The organism is Streptoverticillium olivoreticuli subsp. olivoreticuli (assembly GCF_003391135.1).
In the GTDB taxonomy this organism is placed as follows: domain Bacteria; phylum Actinomycetota; class Actinomycetes; order Streptomycetales; family Streptomycetaceae; genus Streptomyces; species Streptomyces blastmyceticus.
In genome coordinates, this window is the sequence record NZ_CP031455.1 from 2550043 (window position 1) to 2569381 (window position 19339).

Below are 19339 nucleotides of genomic sequence, written 5' to 3' on the forward strand. Positions count from 1 at the left end.
CGAAGTGTTGTGGGGACCTGCCCCCGCCGGAGCCTAGACCGAAAGGGAACCGCGGCGCACTGATCGGTGAGTGCTCCGCGGTTCCCGGGTGGTGCTACTTGGCGTCGGTGTCGCCCGGCTTGCCGTCCCGCTTGGCGTCCCCGGCCTCGGTCGTGCCCGCCTCGTCGGCCTTCTCGACCTTGTCGGCCTTGTCCTCGGCGGGGGTCTCCTTGCCGAGGTCGATCTTCGTGTCGGCCGGAGTGTCGGCCTCGGTCAGCGACGAGGCGTCGTCCGGGACGACAGGGGTCTCGGACTCGTCGGGCTCGATGCCGTGGACGATGCGGTTGTACTCGTCGTCCTGGAGGACGGCACCGATGGAGTTCTTCGCGAAGATGGCGTGCACGCCCGGGGCGATCTCGAGGAGGACCGAGTCGTCGTTGACCTCCTTGACGGTGGCGTACATGCCGCCGATCGTCCGCACGCCGGTGCCCGGCTGCATCTGGTCGCGCATCTGGGCCGCCTGGCGCTGCTTGTTCTTGGCCGACCGGGTCATCAGGAACATGGCCCCGATAAGCACGATGAACGGCAGGAGAGTCATGATATTCACGGGACGGGGTTTCCTTCACACGACCACGGAGGCGCGGCCTGGTCTACGGGGGTGGTATGCCGCACCGATACGGACGGCATCGGCGGAGTCTAAGCGAGTCCGCGCCTAGGGAACAACGCTCAGCATGGCACCGGGGTTCCTGACCGGACCAGCCCACGCGCCGTCACGCGTCGAACAGCCCCGGTCCTGCGGCCCCGCCCGCCGGCCGCCGCGGCGCCTCCAGACCGAGGTGCGCCCAGGCCGCGGGCGTGGCGACGCGGCCCCTGGGCGTACGGGCGAGCAGTCCTTCGCGCACGAGGAAGGGCTCGGCGACCTCCTCGACCGTCTCGCGCTCCTCGCCCACGGCGACGGCGAGGGTGGACAGGCCGACGGGGCCGCCGCCGAAGAGCTTGAGCAGCGCGGTCAGCACGGCGCGGTCCAGCCGGTCGAGGCCGCGGGCGTCGACCTCGTAGACGTCGAGTGCCTGTGCGGCGATCTCCCGGGTGATGACGCCGTCGGCCTTGACCTGGGCGTAGTCGCGGACGCGGCGCAGGAGGCGGTTGGCGATGCGGGGGGTGCCCCGGGAGCGGCCCGCGATCTCGGCCGCGCCCTCCACGTCGGTCTCGACGTCGAGCAGGCGGGCCGACCGGTGGATGACCCGCTGGAGCTCGGCGGGGGCGTAGAACTCCATGTGCCCGGTGAAGCCGAAGCGGTCGCGCAGCGGGGGCGGCAGCAGCCCGGCCCGGGTGGTGGCGCCGACGAGGGTGAAGGGCGGCAGCTCCAGGGGGATGGCGGTGGCTCCGGGGCCCTTGCCGACGATGACGTCGACCCGGAAGTCCTCCATCGCCATGTAGAGCATCTCCTCGGCGGGCCGGGACATGCGGTGGATCTCGTCGAGGAAGAGCACCTCGCCCTCGGTGAGGGAGGACAGGATCGCGGCGAGGTCGCCGGCGTGCTGGATGGCGGGGCCGGAGGTGATGCGGATGGGGGCGCCCATCTCGGCCGCGATGATCATCGAGAGGGTGGTCTTGCCGAGCCCGGGGGCGCCGGACAGCAGGACGTGGTCGGCCGTGGCGTTACGGGCGCGCGCGGCCTTCAGGACGAGGTCGAGCTGCTCGCGCACGCGCTCCTGGCCGACGAACTCGCCGAGGTCCTTCGGGCGCAGGGCGGCCTCGACGGCCTGGTCCTCGCCGTCGGCGGTGGTGCCGACCAGCCTGTCGGCCGCGGTGGGTGCGGAGTCGTCTTCCCAGTTCACGGGTGGTGCCTCACGATTCGTGACGGTCGAGGTCGGGCGTTTGTCCAAGCCCGCGCGGCAGTTGAGGGCCGGGGCCCCGGTCGGCGGTCATCGGGTCACCGGGCCCGGTTCAGGGTCTGGAGGGCCGCGCGCAGCAGCTGCCCCACCTGAGGCACGCCGCCCGCGGCGACCGTCGCCTCGGCCTGCGGCGCCACGGTGGTGACCGCCTCGTCCGCCTCCCGGGCCGCGTACCCCAGGCCGACGAGCGCCGCGTGCAGCTGCTCGCGCCAGCCCACCGCCCCGGGGGCGCCCGCGCCCGGTCGCGCGGCGCCGGCGGGGGCGACCGGCTCGCCGAGACGGTCCTTGAGCTCCAGGAGCAGCTTCTGCGCGCCCTTCTTGCCGATGCCGGGCACGGCGGTGAGCGCCTTCTCGTCACCGGTGGAGACGGCGCGGCGCAGGGCGTCCGGGGAGTGCACGGCGAGCATGGCCTGGGCGAGGCGCGGGCCGACGCCGCTGGCGGTCTGGAGCAGCTCGAAGACCTGCCGCTCGTCGTCGTCGGCGAAGCCGTAGAGGGTGAGGGAGTCCTCGCGCACCACGAGGGAGGTCGCGAGCTTGGCCTCCTGGCCGATCCGGAGGCCGGAGAGGGTGTTCGGTGTGCACAGGACGGCCATGCCGATGCCGCCGACCTGGACGACGGCGGTGTCGGGGGCGAGGGCCGCGACCGGGCCGGAGACAAAGGCGATCATGCGCTGCCCTTCAGGGTTCGTACGGCCGCGTCCTGCGGGCGCGTGGTGCGGCGGTGGGCGGCGACTGCCTCCTGGAGGCGGTTGGTCGCGGGGGCCCGCCAGATATGACAGATGGCCAGGGCGAGGGCGTCGGCGGCGTCCGCCGGTCTGGGGGGCGCGTCGAGCCGGAGCAGGCGGGTGACCATGGCTCCGACCTGCGCCTTGTCGGCCCGGCCCGAGCCGGTGACGGCGGCCTTGACCTCGCTGGGGGTGTGCAGGGCGACGGGCAGCCCGCGGCGGGCCGCGCAGAGCATGGCGACGGCGCTGGCCTGTGCGGTGCCCATCACCGTGCTCACGTTGTGCTGGCTGAAGACCCGCTCCACGGCCACGAATTCGGGGCGGTGCTCGTCCAGCCACTGCTCCATGCCGCGCTCGATGAGGACGAGGCGGTCGGCGACCTCGGCGTCGGCGGGGGTGCGGACGACGCCCACGCCGAGCATGCGCAGCGGCCGTCCGGCGACGCCCTCGACCACGCCGATGCCGCACCGGGTCAGCCCCGGGTCCACCCCCAGCACCCGCATCGCGTGCCCTCCCCTTCGCCGTACGACCGTGTGTTCCTGCTGCTGTCGCAGGCTATCGGCTGCCACTGACAACGGCGGATCACGCCGACGGGCCGACGGGTGGTGTCCCGTCGGCCCGTCGGTGAGCCCGTGGTGCGCGCCTGCGTCAGGCGTCGACCTTGGCCATGACCTCGTCGGAGACGTCGAAGTTGGCGAAGACGTTCTGCACGTCGTCGCTGTCCTCCAGCGCGTCGATCAGCTTGAAGATCTTGCGCGCGCCTTCCTCGTCGAGCTCCACCTGCATGGTGGGCACGAAGTTGGCCTCGGCGGAGTCGTAGTCGATGCCCTGCTCCTGGAGCGCGCTGCGGACCGCGACCATGTCCGTGGCCTCGCTGAGGACCTCGAAGGACTCACCGAGGTCGTTGACCTCCTCGGCGCCCGCGTCCAGGACCGCGCCGAGGACGTCGTCCTCGGTGAGCTCGCCCTTGGGGACGATCACGACGCCCTTGCGGTTGAAGAGGTAGGACACCGAGCCCGGGTCGGCCATCGAGCCGCCGTTGCGGGTCATGGCGACGCGGACGTCGGAGGCGGCGCGGTTGCGGTTGTCGGTGAGGCACTCGATGAGCACGGCGACACCGTTCGGGCCGTAACCCTCGTACATGATCGTCTCGTAGTCGGCGCCGCCCGCCTCGAGACCGGCACCGCGCTTGACGGCGCTGTCGATGTTCTTGTTCGGGACCGAGCTCTTCTTCGCCTTCTGGATGGCGTCGAACAGCGTCGGGTTGCCGGCCGGGTCGGCGCCGCCGGTGCGGGCGGCGACCTCGATGTTCTTGATCATCTTCGCGAAGAGCTTGCCGCGCTTGGCGTCGATCACGGCCTTCTTGTGCTTAGTCGTAGCCCATTTAGAGTGGCCGGACATCCGCCTGTCTCCTTCGCGTAACCAAATTCTGAACGAACGACTGTGATCCTACCGGGATCGGCCCACCGGTCTCCCAACCACCACCCCTCACGCGGCGGTGACGCACGCGCCCCTGCCGCCCGGGGCGAGCTCCGCACGGGCGTGGTCACGGGCCATCTCCACGAACAGCGCGTGCACACGGTGGTCGCCGGTGAGCTCCGGGTGGAAGGACGTCGCGAGCACGTTGCCCTGCCGCACGGCGACGGTGTGACCGTCGTAGGTGGCGAGCACCTCGGCGGCCGCGCCGACGGACTCGACCCAGGGGGCACGGATGAAGACGCCCTCGACGGGGCCGCCCTCGATGCCGGAGACCTCGACGGACGCCTCGAAGGACTCGTTCTGGCGGCCGAAGGCGTTGCGGCGCACGATCATGTCGATGCCGCCCAGCGTCTCCTGGTCCTCCCGGCCGCCCAGGAGCTTGTCCGCGACCATGATCATGCCGGCGCAGGTGCCGTAGACGGGCAGCCCGGCCCGTACGCGCTCGCGCAGCGGCTCCAGCATCCCGAAGGCGACGGCCAGCTTGGACATGGTGGTGGACTCGCCACCGGGGATCACCAGGCCGTCGAGGCCGTCGAGTTCCCCGGGCCGGCGGACCGGGCGCGCGACGGCGTCGGCCGCGGCGAGGGCGATCAGGTGCTCGCGGACGTCACCCTGGAGGGCGAGTACGCCGATGACGGGGCTGTCGGCGGTGGACACGGTGAGTACCTCTCAACACGGGGACGGCCGGTGGGCGGCCCGCAGCTGCGGGCCGCCCACCGGTTCACGTTCGGGACGACGGGACTACCAACCGCGGTTGGCGTAGCGCTCCGACTCGGGGAGGGTGTCGCAGTTGATGCCGACCATGGCCTCGCCCAGGTTGCGGGACACGTCCGCGATGACGCTCGGGTCGTCGTAGAAGGTGGTGGCCTTCACGATGGCCGCGGCGCGCTTGGCCGGGTCACCGGACTTGAAGATGCCGGAGCCGACGAACACGCCCTCCGCGCCGAGCTGGCGCATCAGCGCGGCGTCGGCGGGGGTGGCGACACCACCGGCGGAGAACAGCACGACCGGCAGCTTGCCGAGCTCGGCGACCTCCTTGACGAGCTCGTACGGGGCGCGCAGCTCCTTGGCGGCGGCGTACAGCTCGTTGTTGTCGTAGCCGCGCAGACGGGCGATCTCACCCTTGATCTGACGCAGGTGGCGCACGGCCTCCACGACGTTGCCGGTGCCGGCCTCGCCCTTCGAGCGGATCATGGCCGCGCCCTCGGCGATCCGGCGGAGCGCCTCGCCCAGGTTGGTGGCACCGCAGACGAAGGGGGTGGTGAAGGCCCACTTGTCGCTGTGGTTGACCTCGTCGGCCGGGGTGAGGACCTCGGACTCGTCGATGTAGTCGACGCCGAGGGACTGGAGCACCTGGGCCTCGACGAAGTGACCGATGCGGGACTTGGCCATCACCGGGATGGAGACCGCGTTGATGATGCCGTCGATCATGTCCGGGTCGGACATCCGGGCCACGCCGCCGTCCTTGCGGATGTCAGCGGGCACCCGCTCGAGGGCCATGACCGCGACCGCGCCCGCGTCCTCGGCGATCTTGGCTTCCTCGGGCGTGACGACGTCCATGATCACACCGCCCTTGAGCTGCTCGGCCATGCCGCGCTTGACGCGCGCGGTGCCGGTCTCGGGGGTGGTGGTGCTGGGGGACGTGCTGGACACGTTGTGACCTCGCTATCAAGGGCGGTGATGCTGCTCCCTCATACAAGCGGCCACCTCGGCCCGGGAAAAAGGGCCAATCCGAGGCCGGTGGCTTGTCGGGGCGGCCGTGACAGGCGGATTCACCCCGGTCGGGCCGCCTCGGGCCCGGTGCCACCGGGCCCGAGGGTCAGTCGTGGGCCCCGGCGCCCAGCGCGACCGGCGGCTCGTCGTCCATCTCGAAGGCGAGCGGGAACGGCGCGTGCCCCGCCAGCCGGAACCACCGCACCACCCGGTGCGTACGGACCGCCCGTGCGGCGCGGACCGCGTCGTTGTGGAAGCGCCGGGCCATGGGCACCCTGCGGACCGCCGCGGTCAGCTCCCCGAGCGACTCCTCACCACCGGGCGCCGCCCGCACCGCCTCGACCTGCGGCGCCTCGGCGAACACCGCGCGCAGCGCCTGGCTCAGTTCGCTCTCGGCGACCTCGCGGTGCTCCTCCTCCGCCTGCCGGGCGGCGTGCGCGGCCTGGTAGAGCACGATCGAGGCCGCCGGGTCGAGGACCCCGGCGGTGGCGAGCTCCTGGGCGACCGAGGCACGCCGCAGCAGCTGCGCGTCCAGCGCGGCGCGCGCGGCGTCGATACGGCTGTGCAGGCGGTCCAGCCGGCCGGCGGTCCAGCTCAGATAGACGCCGATGACGACGAGCGCGGCGACGATCCAGATCAAAGTGGTCACGCGGGCCCACGTTACCGCTCACCGCCCGGCCGGCTCCGCGCCCGGCTCGAAGCCGCCGGTCCGTCGCGCCCGCCGCGGGCGCCCCCGACCGCTCCACCCAGGGGTGGAGCGGTGACGCGCGGACATCCACCCGGACTCGACCCTGGCGCCGATCCGCCTCCACCCGGGCCGCGCCTAACTTCGGGAGCAGGACGCCACACCCACGGAGGCACCTCATGGAATCGCACTCCAGGCGAGCCCTGCTCGTCCCCCTGGCCGTCAATATCGCGCTGCCGCTCGCGGTGTATTACATACTGCGGGCGCAGGGCGCGGCCCAGTGGCAGGCCCTCCTGCTCAGCAGTGTGGTCCCGGCCGCCCACGCGCTCGGCACGGCCGTCCTCCGCCGACGCCTCGAATTCTTCGACCTGTTCGTCGTGGGACTGCTCGCCGTCTCGGCCGCGACCTCACTGATCAGCGGGAATCCACGGGTGCTGCTGCTGAAGGACGCCGCGCTGCCCGCGCTGCTGGGGCTGTGGATCCTGGCCACGCTCCTCGCCGCACGGCCCTTCGCGTTCCGCTTCGGTGAGCGCCTGCGCACCGGAGCCGCGGTGGAGGACGCCGAGCGCGCCTGGCACGAGATGCCGGAGTACCGCAGCGCCCTGCGCGGGCTCACCACCCTCTGGGGCTGCGTGCAGCTCCTCGACGCGGCCCTGAGCACGGTGCTGGCGCTGACGCTGCCGGTCGACGTGGTGCCGCTGGTCGGGCGGATACAGTCCTTCACCCTGCTGGGCCTGGTGATCGTGGCCACGGTGCGGCGCAGCAGGCGCTTCCGGGCCCGGCACGGCCGGTCCCTGTTCGGTACCGCCGGGCCCGGCAGCCGGGAGCGCCTGGAAGAGGCTCCCAGCAGGGTCTGAGCGGGGCCCCGGGGCCTCCGCCGTCAGTCCCTCGCCAGCCCGAAGCGGGCGAATAGGCCGGTGCGTTCGTCGGCGGCGACCGAAGCCGCACCGGCCGTCACCGTCTCGTAGACCGCCAGGATGTCCGCGCCGACCCTCGACCAGTCGAAGCGGCGTACGTGCTTGCTGCCCCGCTCGCTGAGCCCCGCCCGGTGCGCGGGGTCGCCCAGCAGCCGTACGGCGGCGGCGGCCAGCGCGTCCGCGTCCTCGTTGGCGAACAGCTCGCCCGCCGAGCCCTGGTCGAGGACCTGCGCGAAGGCGTCCAGATCGCTGGCGAGGACGGCGGCGCCCGCCGACATCGCCTCGACGAGGATGATGCCGAAGGACTCGCCACCGGTGTTCGGCGCCACATAGACGTCGACACTGCGCAGCAGCCGTGCCTTGTCCTCGTCGCTGACCATGCCGAGGAATTCGACGCGGGACCGCATCTCCCGGGGCAGGCTCGCGACGGCCTCCTCCTCGTCGCCCCGCCCGGCCACCAGCAGCCGGGCGCCGGGGCACTCCGCGAGGATCTTCGGCAGAGCGCGCATCAGGACGGGCAGGCCCTTGCGGGGCTCGTCGATGCGGCCCATGAAGCCGATGGTCGGGGCACCGGGGGTGCCCTGCCACTCCTCTTTGGGCTCGGCGCGGGCGAAGAAGTCCACGTCGACGCCGTTGGGGATGACGACGGCGTCGCCGCCCAGGTGCTCGACGAGCGTCCTGCGGGCGTATTCGCTCACCGCGATCCGCGCGCTGATCTTCTCCAGCGCCGGCTGGAGGATCGGATAGGCCGCGATCATCGCGCGCGAGCGCGGATTGGAGGTGTGGAAGGTCGCCACGATCGGGCCCTGCGCGGCCCAGCAGGTCAGCAGGCCCAGCGAGGGGGAGGTGGGTTCATGGATGTGGATGACGTCGAAGTCGCCGTCGTGCAGCCAGCGGCGCACCCGGGCGGCCGACAGGAAGCCGAAGTTCAGCCGCGCCACCGACCCGTTGTAGGGCACGGGCACGGCACGGCCCGCCGAGACGACGAAGGGCGGCAGCGGCGTCTCGTCGTCCGCCGGGGCCAGCACCGACACCTCGTGGCCCAGCCGGATGAGGTGCTCGGCCAGGTCCCGGATGTGGAACTGAACGCCGCCGGGGACGTCCCACGAATAAGGACAGACGATCCCGATCCTCAAGGCTTCTCCGTTCCGGAGCTCTTGTCGGTGGGCTCATCATCGCGCCGACCGAGGTCGGCGAGCCACAGTCGCTGGAGCATATGCCAGTCCTGCGGGTGCTCGGCGATGCCCGAGGCGAAGGCATCCGCGAGCTGCTGGGTCATCACGGCGGCCTTCTCCGCCCGGGTGCCCGTCTCGGGCACCTCGACCGGCGCGTGGATACGCCCCCGCATCACCGGCGAGCTGTCGTACCAGAGGGTCACCGGCAGCAGCAGCGCACCGGTCTGCACCGCCAGCATCGCCGGCCCCGCGGGCATCTTCGCCGCCTCGCCGAAGAACTTGACCTCTATCCCGGAGGAGGAGAGATCACGGTCGGCCACCAGACAGACCAGCCCCCCGGCGCGCAGCCGCCGCGCGAGCGTCCCGAAGGCGCTGCCGCCCGCGTGCGGCAGGACCTCCATGCCGAGCCCCTCGCGGTAGGCCACGAAGCGGTCGTAGAGCGACTCGGGCTTGAGCCGCTCGGCGACCGTGGTGAAGGGGACCCCGAGCCGGGTGGTCACCCAGGCGCCCGCGAGGTCGTAGTTGCCCATGTGGGGCAGGGCCAGCACCACGCCGCGGCCGCCGGCCAGTGCCTCCTCCAGGCGGTACAGGTCCTCGGCGGAGAAGCCGTTGCGGATGCGCTCCTCGCTCCAGGCAGGCAGCCGGAAGGACTCCATCCAGTAGCGCATGTACGAGCGCATGCCCTCGCGCGAGAGCTGGGCCAGGCGGCCCGGGGACGCGTCGGGCAGCACCCGGGCGAGATTGGCCTCCAGGCGCAGCACGCCCTTGCCTCGCCGCTTCCAGACCGTGTCCGCGATCCGCTGCCCCAGCCCGACGGCGAGGGGCTCGGGAAGCCGCTTGACCGTGCCCCAGCCGAGCCCGTAGAGGGCGTCGGTCAGCTTCTCCCTCACGCCGACGCGTCCCCCTGGTCCCCCGCCCCGGCCGCGACGGCGTCCGCCTCGGCGGCCTCCCGGCGCACGGTCACCACGCGCTGGATCAGCGTGACCAGGCTTCCGACGGCGACGATCCACAGCGCGACGGGCAGCAGGTACTGGATCCCGGGGACGCCGAACTTGTGCAGCCCGGCGAAGCCGCAGGCCACCAGCGAGATCACGAGCCGCTCGGCGCGCTCGACCAGGCCGTTGACGTTCACCGGCAGCCCGATGCTCTCGCCGCGCGCCTTGGTGTACGACACCACCTGCCCACTGGCCAGGCAGAAGATCGTCACCGCGCACAGGGTGAGGCTGTCGCCCCGCCCGGCGTACCAGAGGGCCAGACCGCCGAAGATCGCCGCGTCCGCGACGCGGTCGAGCGTCGAGTCCAGGAAGGCACCCCAGCGGCTGGAGCGGCCGAGCTGGCGGGCCATGTTGCCGTCGACCAGGTCGGAGAAGACGAACAGCGTGATGACGACCGTGCCCCAGAAGAACTCGCCCTGGGGGTAGAAGACCAGCGCACCCGCCATCACACCGCCGGTCCCGATGAGGGTGACCGCGTCGGGGCTGACGCCCAGGCGGATGAGCAGGGCGGCGAACGGCGTGAGAACACGCGTGAAGAACGCACGCGCGTACTTGTTCAGCATGGCCTTCCCGGAGGGTCGTGGCGGGCCGCGTGGTCAGGAGGCCACCGGCTGGCCCATCGTAGCCAGGCGGCCGGGGGCCGCCGCGCACGCATCACTCCACCCCGCCCCCGTCCCCCTCGCCGCGGGCGCGCCACGGCACGGCCATGACCCGTTCCCTGCCCGTTTCCGGGCCGTTTCCGGCCAAGCGCGCCCACCGCCGGGGAACCGCTTCCGGTATACGCCTGCGTGTGCGATGTATGGACGCAGCGTTACCGCAGTGGAAAGCTCGAAGTACCGCAGGTGTCGACCGGGAGGCGGGACACATGGGCGAGAAGACGGGCACATATCCAGGGGCCGCGGGCAGGGCGGTGTCGGCCGACCGGCCGGGTCAAGTGCGCAACGTGGTGCTGGTCGGCCACAGCGGCTCCGGAAAGACCACGCTGGTGGAGGCACTGGCCCTGGCGACCGGAGCCGTCAACCGGGCCGGACGCGTCGAGGACGGCGGCGCGCTCTCCGACTACGACGAGATCGAGCACCGCCAGCAGCGCTCCGTACAGCTGTCCCTGGTCCCCGTGGAATGGGCCGGGATCAAGATCAACCTATTGGACGCACCCGGCTACGCCGACTTCGTCGGCGAGCTGAGGGCCGGTCTGCGCGCCGCGGACGCGGCCCTCTTCGTCGTCTCCGCGGCGGAGGGCACCGAGGGCATCACCGGCGCCACCCGCATGGTCTGGGAGGAGTGCGCCGCCGTCGGCATGCCCCGCGCGATCGTGATCACCCATCTGGAGGCCGCGCGCGCCGACTTCGAGGCGATGACCGAGACCTGCCGCACCGCCTTCGGCGACGACTCCCCGGACCGGGTGCTGCCGCTGTACCTCCCCCTGCACGGCCCCGAGGGACCCGACGGCCACCGCACCGTCGCGGGCCTGACCGGCCTCCTCTCCCGGAGCGTCTTCGACTACTCCTCGGGCGAACGCGCCGAGGCCGCCCCCGGCGCCGACCAGCTCCCGCTCATCGACGACGCCCGCAACCGGCTCATCGAGGGGATCATCGCCGAGAGCGAGGACGAGACCCTCATGGACCGCTATCTGAGCGGCGAGGAGATCGACGTCAAGACCCTGATCGAGGACCTCGAACGCGCCGTCGCACGCGGCACCTTCCACCCCGTCCTCGCCGCCGCCCCCGCCCCGGAGGGCGCCCGCCAGGGCCTCGGCACCGTCGAGCTGCTGGAGCTGATCACCGGCGGCTTCCCCACCCCCCTGGAGCGCACGGCCCCCGCCGTCACCACCCCCGACGGCCGCCCGCACGCCCCTCTCGCCTGCGACCCCGCCGGCCCCCTCGCCGCGGAAGTGATCAAGACCTCCTCCGACCCCTACGTCGGCCGGATCTCGCTCGTCCGCGTCTTCTCCGGCACCCTGCGCCCCGACGAGACCGTGCACGTCTCCGGCCACGGCCTGGAGGACCGCGGCCACGAGGACCACGACGTGGACGAGCGCGTCGGCGCCCTCTCCTCCCCCTTCGGCAAGCACCAGCGCCAGCTGGGCCAGGCCATCGCCGGGGACATCGCCTGCGTCGCCAAACTCGGCCACGCCGAGACCGGCGACACCCTCTCCGCCAGGAACGACCCGCTCCTGATGGAGCCCTGGCAGATGCCCGACCCCCTGCTGCCCGTGGCCATCCAGGCCCACAGCAAGGCCGACGAGGACAAGCTCTCCCAGGGCCTCGCCCGCCTCGTCGCCGAGGACCCCACCATGCGGCTGGAGCAGAACCAGCACACCCACCAGGTCGTCCTGTGGTGCCTCGGCGAGGCCCACCGCGACGTCGCCCTGGAACGGCTGCGCACCCGCTACGGCGTACGCGTCGACACCGTCCCCCACAAGGTCTCGCTCCGCGAGACCTTCGGCTCGAAGGCGACCGGCCGCGGCCGGCACGTCAAACAGTCCGGCGGCCACGGCCAGTACGCCATCTGCGAGATCGAGGTCGAGCCCCTCCCCGGCGGCTCCGGCATCGAATTCGTCGACAAGGTCGTGGGCGGCGCCGTCCCCCGCCAGTTCATCCCCTCCGTCGAGAAGGGCGTACGGGCCCAGGCCGCCCGCGGCGTCGCCGCCGGATACCCCCTGGTCGACGTCCGGATCACACTCCTCGACGGCAAGGCCCACTCCGTCGACTCCTCCGACGCCGCCTTCCAGACCGCCGGCGCCCTCGCCCTCCGCGAAGCCGCCGCCGACACCCGCATCCACCTGCTCGAACCCGTCGCCGAGATGGAGATCCTGGTCTCCGACGACTACGTCGGCCCCGTCATGAGCGACCTCTCCGGCCGCCGCGGCCGCGTCGTCGGCACCGAGCAGTCCGGCAGCGGCCGCACCCTCGTACGGGCCGAGGTCCCCGAGATCGAGATCGGGCGGTACGCCGTGGACCTGCGCTCCCTCTCCCACGGCACCGGCCGCTTCACCCGCTCCTACGCCCGCCACGAACCGATGCCCCCGCAGCTCGCCGAGCGCATCGGCGAACTCACCGAGAACGGAGCATAGTTCGCAAGCCGCCCGCCCCAACTCACCGGAGGCGGGCGGCTTTGCGATCTCCGGCGACATCCGGCACCTCGCCCGGATACGCTGGATACGCGGACCAACACGTATGACACGGGCGGCCGTCGGAAGCGGCCGCGTCATCGGGCATGCGCGGCATTGGGGGCAACAGTGGCAGCAGGGGATCCGTTCGACTTCAGTCCGGGTGCGCAGATCCCGCTCTCGGGCTCCTCCGGGCAGACCGCCGCGACCCAGGCGCTCGCCTCGGCCGCCTACCGCGACGGCCCCGTCGACGAGCTCCTCAAGGCCAACTCCGACTGGGCCACCTCCGAGGTCAAGCCGCCCCGCATATCACTGTTCGAGCCCAACCTGGGCGAGGCCTTCTCCCGCGCCGTGCAGCTCCGCGTGCTCGGCGGCGGCCGCAAACCCCTCATCCAGTCCTTCGGCCTCGACCCCCAGCCCGTCGTCGAGCACTGCCTGGCCGCCAGCCGCATCCGCAAACAGCGCGACATCCGGCTCACCGTCATCATGCTCGTCGCCGGCGTGCTCTTCCTCCCCGGCGTCCTCCTGTGGCTCGGCTCCTTCCAGCTGCGCCGCTCCTTCGCGGGCGCGCAGAACAAGAAGACCGGGGCGCTCGGCATGGCCCTCCTCGCGGCCCTCGCCGTCGGCGCGGTCATCTTCATGATCAAGCTGCCGTTCCACGGCTTCTGGGGCATCTACCTCCGCGCCATGCTCATCGCCCCCCTCATCGGCGGCTTCCTCGCCCACCGCGTCTGCGAGAACACCGCCAAGGACCTCCGCGACCGCTGGACCGGCCTGCTCTCCGGCGGCGGCATCGGCGCGAAGATCCCGGAAGCCGTGCCCAAGAACCCCGGCGAGACCGCCGCCGAGCGCCTGCGCCAGTCCCTGGAACGGCTCGCCGCCGAACAGCACAGCAACGTCGTCTTCTACGCCGGCCCCAAGGGCATACTCGGCATGGGCACCCGCTGGGGCAGCTGGCAGCTCGCCGAGGAGCTCGTCCCCGCCGACCCCGAGAAGGAGATCAACCCCTTCCGCAGCTGGGACGTCATCCGCGCCATCCACGACCAGCTCCGCCTGCTGGAGCGCAGCCCCCTGCACACCGGCGGCTTCCCCACCCCGGCCGTCGAGCACTGGGTGGTCTCCCCCGTCGGCGAGGGCGCGGGCGCCGTCTCCCGCCCCGAAGGCACCGACGGCTTCCAGATACGGGGCGCGGAGCTCCAGAAGATCTGCAACGAGCAACAGTTCGGCGCGGGCAGCAGGCACTATCTCGGCGTGCAGTTCGTCCTCTGGGACGGCCAGCTGGTGATCACCCTCCTGATCACCGTCACCGTCCTGCACAAGACCCTGCGCATCGAGGTCACCGGCCACGCGCTCGGCCCCGTCCACGGCCTCTTCATGGGCAAGCCCTCACCCCGCACCAAGACCGTCACCAAGACCGTCAAATTCTGGGAGACCCGCACCCGGAACCTGTCGATCGTGCCCGCCAAGGAGGTCGTCCGGCTCGCCGCCCGCGCCCCCCTCACCTGGTATCCGCCCCTGCTGGAGTTCTGGGGCGGCAAGCTCGTCCTGCCCGAGCCCTTCGGCCTGCGCCACGCCTGGGCCGACAAGCCATGGCGCCACCGCTTCATGGCCGACGACGCCCTGCGCGCCACCACCCCCGTCCTCCGCGTCGTCCACGAGGCCGCGCTCCGCGTCCTCGCGGAGAACGGCGTGAACACCGAGCGCTTCGCCGGCCGCGCCATGAACCTCAGCGGCGCGGTCCAGGACCCCCAGCCGCGCGCGGCCGACGTCTACAACGCCTGAGCCGGTGGGGCGCCCCCGAGCAGGCGCCCCACCCGACCCGCCCGACCCGCCGTCAACCGCCGGGCCTCACCGGAAGATCCCGGTGTGGCCCAGCGAATACCGGCCCGGCTGCGGATAGACGGCCAGCCCGTGCGGCCCCGCGCCCACCGGGATCTTCGCGATCAGATGCCCGTCACCGGTGTCGATCGCGTACACCTCCGAGTCATAACGCCCCGACAGCCACAGCACCTTGCCGTCCGCCGACACCCCGCCCATGTCCGGGCTGCCGCCGCCCGGCAGCTCCCACTTCTCCACCAGCTTCCGGCTCGGCAGGTCCAGCACCGAGATCGACCCCTCGCCCCGGTTGGAGATGTACATCGACTTCGAGTCCCGGCTGACGTACAGCCCGTGCGCGCCCTTGCCCGTGGGCATCAGCCACGGCTCCGTGAACTTGTCGCCGTCCAGCACCCAGATGCCGTCCGCCATCATGTCCGCGATGTACCACGTCCTGCCGTCCGAGGAGATCTTCACGTCCTGCGGCATGGCCCCGTCGAACGGCAGCTTCTGCTGACCGATGACCTTCATCTTCGCCGTGTCGACCTTCAGCAGCTCCCCCGAGAACTCACAGGAGACGATGAAGTACTTCCCGTCCGGCGAGAAGTCCGCGTGGTTGACCCCCTTGCACTTCACCGGCTCCGTCTTCTTCCGCCTCATCGTGTGCGCGTCCCGGAAGACCAGCTCCCGGTCCATCGACGCCATCACCACCGCGTACTTGCCGTCGGGCGTGAAGTAGAGGTTGTACGGATCGTGCACGTCGACCGGCTTCCCCGCCTTGCCGGTCGCCGGGTCGATGGGCGTCAGGGTGTGCCCCCGGTCGTTGTTGACCCACAGCGTCTTCAGATCCCACGACGGCACCACATGCTGCGGCTGGGCCCCCACCGGGATCGTCTCGATCACCTTGTACGTCCTGGGGTCGATGACGCTGACCGAGTCCGACTCCGTGTTGGGCACATACACCCGCGACGGGAAGTCCTTCACCACCGGCGAGAGCAGATTCGGCCGGTCCGCCGCGTACAGGTCGTGCGGATCCAGCAGCGGCGGCATCCCCGGCAGCCCCTGCGGAGCCGCCTGCGCCTTCCGGTGCGTGCCTTCGCGAGGATGCGTGTCGGCCGCCTCGTCAGCGGAATCCCCGCCGCAGCCGGAGACCAGGAGAGCACCGGCGGTGACACACAGCAGGGCCAGGCGGGCCCCACGGAAACGGGACCGGAGGGGGGAGCGACGGCAGTGTCGGTCGTGCGAGGACTGGATCATCGGGTCAGCAGCTCCGTAGTCGTCACCGCACGCAGACCGCGGCGGTGCAGGCCGTCGAGGATCGCGGGCAGCGCGGCCACCGTGCCGTCGTGCCCGAAGTGCAGGCTCACGACCGACCCGGGCCGCACCGCGCCCAACACGGTACGCCGGACCTCCTCCGCGCCGGGGTCGGTGAAGTCGAGGGAGTCCACGTCATAGGAGAGGACGTGCTCATAACCGGCCTTGCGCGCCAGCCCGGCCACCCGGTCGGTGGCGAACTGCGCGCGCGACGGCCGGAACCAGCGCCCGATCCCGCCCGTCAGCCGGCGCAGCCGGTCCGCGCACCGGGTGATCTCCGCATAGGCGTCGGCCTCGCCCATCGCCGAGATGTCGAGGTGGCGCATGGTGTGATTGCCCAGCTCATGACCGCCGTCGAGGATCCGGTGCGCCATCTCCGGATGGGCGTCGAGCCACTCGCCGACCGCGAGCACGGTCACCCGCGCCCCGGCCCGCTCGGCCTCCCCCAGCAGCCCCGTCGCGGACCGCGGGTCGCCCTGGCCGTGAAAGGTGAGCGCCACGGCCGTGCCGGTACGGGGGCCGTGCTCGATCTGGACGGGCAGCCCCGCCGGGAGCGTGGGCAGGGCGGACGGCGATCCGGGCGGCCGCGGCGGCGCCGTCGCCCGTACGGACGGGTCGGCGGCCCGGGAGCCGGTGGACCCGTCGTTCCGGCCGCAGCCCACGGCGGCCGCCCCGGCGAGGGCGCCACCGGCGGCCGCGCGCAACACGGTGCGGCGGTGAAGGAAAGTCACCGCACCATTAGAACTTCTTGTTATTAAGACTTTGGGAGATTTGCCCGGTTTTCACGGACGCGTGTCACCGTCCGCCCGGGTATACGGGTGAACCCGGCCGCCTCAGGAACCGGCGGGCCAGACGTCCGCGAGCATCTTGCGGGTGTCCGCGAGCAGTTGGGGCAGCACCTTGGTGTGGCCCACGACCGGCATGAAATTGGTGTCCCCGCCCCAGCGCGGAACCACGTGCTGGTGCAGGTGAGCGGCGATACCCGCGCCCGCGGCGTCACCCTGGTTCATGCCGATGTTGAAGCCGTGCGCACCGGAGGCGGTGCGCAGCGCGGCCATCGCCCGCTTGGTGAAATCGGCGAGCTCCAGCGTCTCGGCCTCGTCGAGCTCGGTGTAGTCGGCGACATGGCGGAACGGGACGACCATGAGGTGTCCACCGTTGTACGGATACAGATTCAGCACCGCGTAGACGCGCTCGCCGCGCGCGACGATCAAGCCGTCCTCGTCGGACTTGGCCGGAATCGAGCAGAACGGACAGCCGTCACCGGCCCCCGGGCCGCTCGGCTTGTTCTCCCCTTGGATGTACGCCATCCGGTGGGGCGTCCACAGGCGCTGGAACGCGTCCGGGGACCCTACTCCGATCTGCTGCTCCGGCTCAGTCGTCATGCGGGCCAGCATATTCCCCGGCGGGAGAACGGAGAGGGGCGGCCCTGGCGGGCCGCCCCTCCAACCCCGCAGATGCGGGGACCAACATGCAGTTCCGTACATGCGGTGCAGCATCGGTGGAACACCCCCGCCTACGCGGGGACCAGGTCACACCTGTACGCGACGCTCCACCACGTCAACGAGCTTCGCCAGCGCCTGGTCACGCGGGATCCCGTTCTCCTGCGAACCGTCGCGGTAGCGGAAGGAGACCGTACCCGCCTGCATGTCCTCGTCACCGACGATGATCATGAACGGAACCTTCAGCTTCTGCTGGTTGCGGATCTTCTTCTGCATCCGGTCCGAGGAGGCGTCCACCTCCACGCGCAGGCCCTTCCGCTTCGCCTCGGCGGCGAACTCCTGCAGATACTCGACGTGCGCGTCACCGATCGGGATGCCGACCGCCTGCACCGGGGCCAGCCACGCCGGGAACGCGCCCGCGTAGTGCTCCAGCAGCACCGCGAAGAACCTTTCAATGCTGCCGAACAGCGCACGGTGGATCATGACCGGACGCTGCTTGGCGCCATCGGCACCGGTGTACTCCAGGTCGAAACGCTCGGGCAGGTTGAAGTCCAGCTGAATGGTGCTCATCTGCCACGTACGACCGATGGCGTCCCGCGCCTGCACCGAGATCTTCGGGCCGTAGAAGGCCGCGCCGCCCGGGTCCATGACGAGCTCCAGGCCCTGCTTCTCGGCCACCTTGCGCAGGGTCTCGGTGGCCTCCTCCCAGTTCTCATCGCTGCCGACAAACTTCTCCTCGTCCTTGGTGGACAGCTCCAGGTAGAAGTCGGTCAGACCGTAGTCACGCAGCAGGTCGAGGACGAAGGTGAGCGTCGTGTCGAGCTCCTCCGCCATCTGCTCGCGGGTGCAGTAGATGTGCGCGTCGTCCTGGGTGAAGCCACGCGCACGAGTCAGGCCGTGCACGACGCCCGACTTCTCGTAGCGGTAGACGGTGCCGAATTCGAACAACCTCAAGGGCAGCTCACGGTACGAACGACCGCGCGCGTCGAAGATCAGGTTGTGCATCGGGCAGTTCATGGGCTTGAGGTAGTAGTCCGTGCCCGCGTCGAGCTGCATGGGGGGGTACATGCCGTCGGCGTACCAGTCCAGGTGGCCGCTCTTCTCGAAGAGGGCGCCCTTGGTGGCGTGCGGGGTGTAGACGAACTCGTAGCCGTTTTCCTCGTGCTTCCGCCGCGAGTAGTCCTCCATGACCCGGCGGATGATGCCACCACGCGGGTGGAAGACCGCGAGACCCGAGCCGATCTCGTCCGGGATGGAGAAGAGGTCCAGCTCGCTGCCGAGCTTGCGGTGGTCGCGCTTCTCGGCCTCCGCCAGGAACTCCAGGTGCGCCTTCAGCTCGTCCTTCGACGGCCAGGCGGTGCCGTAGATGCGCTGGAGCTGCTTGTTCTTCTCACTGCCGCGCCAGTAGGCCGACGCGTTCCTCATGAGCTTGAACGCCGGGATGAACCGCGTGGTCGGCAGGTGCGGGCCGCGGCACAGGTCGCGCCAGCACAGCTCGCCCGTCTTCGGGTCGAGGTTGTCGTAGATGGTCAGCTCGCCCGCGCCCACCTCGACGTCCGCGCCGTCGTCGTGCGAGGCGGAGCCCTTGAGGCCGATCAGCTCCAGCTTGTACGGCTCGTCGGCGAGCTCCTCGCGGGCGGCCTCGTCGGTGACCACTCGGCGGGAGAACTTCTGGCCCCGCTTCTGGATCTCCTGCATGCGCTTCTCGATGGCCTTGAGGTCATCGGGGTGGAAGGGCTTCTCGACGTCGAAGTCGTAGTAGAAGCCGTCCTTGACCGGCGGGCCGATGCCCAGCTTGGCCTCGGGGAAGAGCTCCTGCACGGCCTGCGCCATGACGTGCGCGGTGGAGTGGCGCAGGATGTCCAGGCCGTCCTTGGAGGAGATCTCGACGGGCTCGATCTCCTCGCCGTCGGCGACGACGTACGCGAGGTCCTTCAGCTCGCCCGCGATGCGTGCGGCGACGATGGTGCGCTCCCCGGCGAACAGGTCGGCGGCAGTAGTGCCCGTCGTCACCACGCGCTCTTCCCGCTCGGAATCGCGATGGATGATCACACGGACGTCTGACACCGGTCTCTCCTGACTAAAGGGGCGCG

18 protein-coding genes are annotated in these 19339 nt (G+C 71.3%); 3 read left to right on the plus strand and 15 right to left on the minus strand.

From position 1 onward, the window contains the following. Positions 1-94 precede the first annotated feature (94 nt). The 8 genes from yajC to DXZ73_RS10595 form a co-directional block, all read right to left on the minus strand. Positions 95-586, minus strand: a complete 492-nt coding sequence (yajC, locus tag DXZ73_RS10560) for a preprotein translocase subunit YajC (protein WP_116210749.1) — start codon at positions 584-586, stop codon at positions 95-97. Positions 587-749: 163 nt separating this feature from the next. Continuing rightward, positions 750-1820, minus strand: coding sequence for a Holliday junction branch migration DNA helicase RuvB (ruvB, locus tag DXZ73_RS10565; RefSeq protein WP_116210750.1), 1071 nt, complete (start codon positions 1818-1820; stop codon positions 750-752). A gap of 95 nt (positions 1821-1915) precedes the next feature. Next, positions 1916-2545 (minus strand): Holliday junction branch migration protein RuvA, encoded by a 630-nt coding sequence (ruvA, locus tag DXZ73_RS10570; protein ID WP_116210751.1) that lies wholly within the window; start codon positions 2543-2545, stop codon positions 1916-1918. After that, the gene (gene ruvC / locus DXZ73_RS10575) at positions 2542-3105 is read right to left on the minus strand and encodes a crossover junction endodeoxyribonuclease RuvC (RefSeq protein ID WP_116210752.1); all 564 of its coding nucleotides are present in this window, start codon (positions 3103-3105) and stop codon (positions 2542-2544) included. Before ruvC ends, ruvA begins: the two co-directional genes overlap by 4 nt. Positions 3106-3250: 145 nt before the next feature. After that, on the minus strand, positions 3251-4003 hold the full coding sequence (locus tag DXZ73_RS10580) for a YebC/PmpR family DNA-binding transcriptional regulator (protein ID WP_116210753.1): 753 nt from the start codon (positions 4001-4003) through the stop codon (positions 3251-3253). Between the two features lie 87 nt (positions 4004-4090). After that, positions 4091-4738, minus strand: a complete 648-nt coding sequence (gene pdxT / locus DXZ73_RS10585; RefSeq protein WP_116210754.1) for a pyridoxal 5'-phosphate synthase glutaminase subunit PdxT — start codon at positions 4736-4738, stop codon at positions 4091-4093. A gap of 84 nt (positions 4739-4822) precedes the next feature. Continuing rightward, positions 4823-5734: a pyridoxal 5'-phosphate synthase lyase subunit PdxS gene (gene pdxS, locus DXZ73_RS10590; RefSeq protein ID WP_116210755.1), complete on the minus strand. Its 912-nt coding sequence runs from the start codon at positions 5732-5734 to the stop codon at positions 4823-4825. A gap of 166 nt (positions 5735-5900) precedes the next feature. Further along, positions 5901-6443, minus strand: coding sequence for a hypothetical protein (locus DXZ73_RS10595; protein WP_116210756.1), 543 nt, complete (start codon positions 6441-6443; stop codon positions 5901-5903). Positions 6444-6658: 215 nt separating this feature from the next. On the opposite strand from DXZ73_RS10595, the gene DXZ73_RS10600 reads away from it, so the two are divergent. After that, on the plus strand, positions 6659-7336 hold the full coding sequence (locus tag DXZ73_RS10600) for a VC0807 family protein (RefSeq protein WP_116210757.1): 678 nt from the start codon (positions 6659-6661) through the stop codon (positions 7334-7336). A 23-nt stretch (positions 7337-7359) separates the two neighbouring features. Here DXZ73_RS10600 and DXZ73_RS10605 read toward each other — a convergent pair whose 3' ends face one another. From DXZ73_RS10605 to pgsA, 3 genes are read right to left on the minus strand one after another with little or no spacing between them, the layout of a single operon-like run. Next, positions 7360-8532: a glycosyltransferase family 4 protein gene (locus DXZ73_RS10605; RefSeq protein ID WP_116210758.1), complete on the minus strand. Its 1173-nt coding sequence runs from the start codon at positions 8530-8532 to the stop codon at positions 7360-7362. After that, entirely contained in the window at positions 8529-9461 is a 933-nt protein-coding gene (locus DXZ73_RS10610) for a phosphatidylinositol mannoside acyltransferase (RefSeq protein WP_116210759.1), read from the minus strand. Before DXZ73_RS10610 ends, DXZ73_RS10605 begins: the two co-directional genes overlap by 4 nt. Then, positions 9458-10129, minus strand: coding sequence for a phosphatidylinositol phosphate synthase (gene pgsA, locus DXZ73_RS10615; protein WP_116210760.1), 672 nt, complete (start codon positions 10127-10129; stop codon positions 9458-9460). Before pgsA ends, DXZ73_RS10610 begins: the two co-directional genes overlap by 4 nt. 302 nt (positions 10130-10431) lie before the next feature. Here pgsA and DXZ73_RS10620 point away from each other — a divergent pair, with 302 nt between their 5' ends. Together DXZ73_RS10620 and DXZ73_RS10625 are read left to right on the plus strand one after the other, a co-directional pair. Next, positions 10432-12639, plus strand: a complete 2208-nt coding sequence (locus DXZ73_RS10620) for an elongation factor G-like protein EF-G2 (RefSeq protein ID WP_116210761.1) — start codon at positions 10432-10434, stop codon at positions 12637-12639. Positions 12640-12804: 165 nt separating this feature from the next. Next, positions 12805-14457, plus strand: coding sequence for a hypothetical protein (locus tag DXZ73_RS10625; RefSeq protein ID WP_116210762.1), 1653 nt, complete (start codon positions 12805-12807; stop codon positions 14455-14457). A gap of 66 nt (positions 14458-14523) precedes the next feature. Here the strand turns inward: DXZ73_RS10625 and DXZ73_RS10630 are convergent, their stop codons facing one another. The 4 genes from DXZ73_RS10630 to thrS all read right to left on the minus strand — a co-directional run bounded on the left by DXZ73_RS10630 (position 14524) and on the right by thrS (position 19313). Then, positions 14524-15747 carry a YncE family protein gene (locus DXZ73_RS10630; RefSeq protein ID WP_116210763.1) on the minus strand — a complete coding sequence of 408 codons (1224 nt, stop codon included), beginning with the start codon at positions 15745-15747 and terminating at the stop codon, positions 14524-14526. Next, positions 15744-16535 carry a polysaccharide deacetylase family protein gene (locus tag DXZ73_RS10635; protein WP_240351295.1) on the minus strand — a complete coding sequence of 264 codons (792 nt, stop codon included), beginning with the start codon at positions 16533-16535 and terminating at the stop codon, positions 15744-15746. The genes DXZ73_RS10630 and DXZ73_RS10635 overlap by 4 nt, the downstream gene beginning before the upstream one ends. Positions 16536-16637: 102 nt before the next feature. After that, positions 16638-17201 carry an HIT family protein gene (locus DXZ73_RS10640; RefSeq protein WP_116210764.1) on the minus strand — a complete coding sequence of 188 codons (564 nt, stop codon included), beginning with the start codon at positions 17199-17201 and terminating at the stop codon, positions 16638-16640. Between the two features lie 135 nt (positions 17202-17336). After that, positions 17337-19313 (minus strand): threonine--tRNA ligase, encoded by a 1977-nt coding sequence (thrS, locus tag DXZ73_RS10645; protein WP_116210765.1) that lies wholly within the window; start codon positions 19311-19313, stop codon positions 17337-17339. Positions 19314-19339: the final 26 nt, after the last annotated feature.

Coding starts and splice junctions, on each gene's coding strand:
- ruvA (WP_116210751.1), bottom strand. CDS start 2,545: ATGATCGCCTTTGTCTCCGGCCCGGTCGCGGCCCTCGCCCCCGACACC.
- ruvC (WP_116210752.1), bottom strand. CDS start 3,105: ATGCGGGTGCTGGGGGTGGACCCGGGGCTGACCCGGTGCGGCATCGGC.
- DXZ73_RS10580 (WP_116210753.1), bottom strand. CDS start 4,003: ATGTCCGGCCACTCTAAATGGGCTACGACTAAGCACAAGAAGGCCGTG.
- DXZ73_RS10600 (WP_116210757.1), top strand. CDS start 6,659: ATGGAATCGCACTCCAGGCGAGCCCTGCTCGTCCCCCTGGCCGTCAAT.
- pgsA (WP_116210760.1), bottom strand. CDS start 10,129: ATGCTGAACAAGTACGCGCGTGCGTTCTTCACGCGTGTTCTCACGCCG.
- DXZ73_RS10620 (WP_116210761.1), top strand. CDS start 10,432: ATGGGCGAGAAGACGGGCACATATCCAGGGGCCGCGGGCAGGGCGGTG.
- DXZ73_RS10630 (WP_116210763.1), bottom strand. CDS start 15,747: ATGATCCAGTCCTCGCACGACCGACACTGCCGTCGCTCCCCCCTCCGG.
- DXZ73_RS10640 (WP_116210764.1), bottom strand. CDS start 17,201: ATGCTGGCCCGCATGACGACTGAGCCGGAGCAGCAGATCGGAGTAGGG.